Genomic DNA, 2,828 nt, shown 5'->3' with positions numbered 1-2,828 from the left:
CGCACACGGTGACGCCGAGCGTCGGCACGCCGTCGGGCTCGATCAGCCCGAGCACGCCGCAGACGGTCAATGATGGTGCGACGACGGCGTTCACGCTGACGGCCGATGCGGGTTTCCACATCGACACGGTGGGCGGCACCTGCGGCGGCAACCTCGCCGGCGGCACCTACACGACGAATGCGGTCACGGCCGATTGCACGGTGATCGCCAACTTCGCCGCGGACGGCGGCGGTGGCACGTTCCCGCCGGACGAGAACTTCGACGAGGTCACCGCCCCGGCGCTGCCGGCCGGCTGGGTCACGTCGACGACCACGGGCAACGACTTCACGACCGTGACGACCGCGGCGGACACGGCGCCGAACGCGGCGTTCGCGACCGACCTGCCTGCGGTGAACGACTTCACGCTCGACTCGCCGTCGTTCACGCCGGCCGGTACGACGACGCTGACGTTCCGCCACCAGTTCAACCTGGAGGACACGTTCGACGGTGCGGTGCTCGAGATCAGCATCAACGGCGGTCCGTTCACGGACATCCTCGCCGCGGGTGGTTCGTTCGGCTCGGGCGGTTACACCGACACGATCTCGTCGAACTTCAGCAGCCCGATCGCGGGCCGCCAGGCCTGGAGCGGCAGCAGCGGCGGCTTCATCACGACGGTGGCGATCCTGCCGGTCGCAGCGACGGGCCAGCCGACCAAGCTGCGCTTCCGCACGGCTGACGACAGCTCGGTCGCGCCGAGCTCGGGCCCGGGCTGGTGGGTGGATTCGATCCACCTGTCGTTCGCGACGCTGCCGTCGGTGTCGAAGGCGTTCGCACCGAGCAGCGTGTCGCTCAATGTCGACAGCACGCTGACGATCACGCTGACCAATCCGACCACGACCGCCGCGACGCTGACGGGGAACCTCGTCGACACGCTGCCGGCCGGTGTCGTCGCGACAGCGGCCTCGGCGACCACGACGTGTACCGGCGGAACCGGCGCGAGCAACACCTCGGGCTCGGTCACGCTGGCGACCGGCGCGGTGATTCCGGCGAACGGTTCGTGCGTGGTGGCCGTCACGGTGCATTCGGCATCGGCGGGAAGCTACGTCAACACGATCCCGGTGGGTGCGCTGCAGACGTCGATCGGCAACAACGACACGGCGGCGAACGCGACCTTGACCGTGACCACGCCGCCGGTGGCGGTCGTCACGCCGAACGCGTTGTCGCTGACGGTCGCGGCCGGCGGCACGGGTTCGACGCCGCTGAACATCGCCAACACGGGTGGCAGCGCGCTGACCTACACGGTGAGTGAGGGCACCACGTCGATCAACGGCCACAGCCGCCTGCAGGGCAACAGCTATCGGACCGTGTCCAAGGCGGCGCAGGAGATGCGCGCGAAGTACGGCCCCGGCTCGCTGTCGCGTAACCCGAAGGCAGGCATGCCGCCGGCGATGCGTCGTCCGGTCACGCCGCTCGGCGCGCTGGAGATCTCGCAGATGGCGGACAACTCGCCGGGTGACGAGGGCGTGTCCTGCGGCGTCTCGGGTACGTCGACCACGGCCAACAGCTGGTGGCGCCGCTTCTACTTCAGCGAGCATCCGGGCGTGGGTGCGAGCACGAACGTGAGCAGCGTGACGATCTCGTCCGGCAGCAACGGACCGAGTGGCGTGCCGGTGACGATCAACCTGTACACGATCCCGCACGGTACTCCGACCGATACGATCCCGACCGCGTCGCTGACGCCGATCGGCACGGGCACGGGCACGATCGACAGCGGTCTCGTGTCGGTGACGATCCCGGTCAGTGGTGCGATCGCGGATACCGCCGGCAGCGACCTGGTGGTCGAGTTCCATATCGAGGCGGTCGCCACGGGCCAGTTCTTCCCGGGCGCGAACGCGACCACGGAAACGCATCCGACGTTCCTGTCGGCGGCCGACTGCGGCGTGAACGAACCGACGACGGCCAGCGCGATCGGCTTCCCGAACTTCCACATGACGATGGTGGTCGGCCTCGGCGGCACGCCGCCGGCGACCTGTGCGAATCCGTCGGATATCCCGTGGCTGAGCGAAGCGCCGGCCGGTGGCTCGGTCGCGGCGGGTGCGAACACGGACGTCAGCGTGACGGCGAACGCGGCGAGCCTCGCCGAGGGCACCTACACGGCGAACGTCTGCGTCGGCTCGAACGATCCGGTCACGCCGCTCGTCACCGTGCCGGTCACGCTGACGGTCGGACCCGCTCCGTTCGTGCTGTGCCCGAACAACGCGGAGGAGATCTTCTGCAACGGCTTCGATCCGGCCGGTGGCGGTGGCCCCGCGACCTACACGGACCGTGCGACGTTCATCACGCACGTGGCCCCCGGGTTCTACGAGAACGACTTCAGCGATCTGGGCAACAGCTCGGCGGCGGAACCGGCGCGCAGCTACAGCAGCGGCGGTTTCGGCTACACGGTCGACTCGACGCCGACCCCCGACGACCTGTGGTTCTTCCCGGGCGTGATGACGACGAACGGGTCGGCCGACCAGATCGTGGTGACGTTCACGAGTGGCACGGTGACGGCGGTCGGCGGCAACTTCTTCGCGTCGGACATCGCCGGCACGCCGATCCCGGGCAACGAGGTCGACCTGGCGCTGAGCGACGGCACGACGGAGACGTTCACGACGACCGACGAGAACGACTATCGCGGGTTCACGACGGCCGCACCGATCACGAGCATCACGATCGACGCACCGAACCCGTCGGATCCGACCGACAGCAGCTGGTCCACGATGGACAACTTGCTCGTCGGCACCGCCAACTGATCCCGATCCCGGGATGAAACGCAGAGGCCTCCCTTCGGGGAGGCCTCTTTTTTT

General features: G+C 68.7%; 1 protein-coding gene. It reads left to right on the top strand.

Annotated features, from left to right (window positions below):
• Nucleotides 1-2,774, top strand: a 2,774-nt coding sequence (locus Q0L15_RS17870; protein ID WP_296605803.1) for a hypothetical protein, incomplete at its 5' end; no start/stop codon positions are given.
• Between the last annotated feature and the right edge of the window lie 54 nt (nt 2,775-2,828).

Source organism: Nocardioides sp., from assembly GCF_024509035.1.
Classification (GTDB): domain Bacteria; phylum Actinomycetota; class Actinomycetes; order Propionibacteriales; family Nocardioidaceae; genus Nocardioides.
This window is presented reverse-complemented; position numbering and strand designations above follow the sequence as displayed.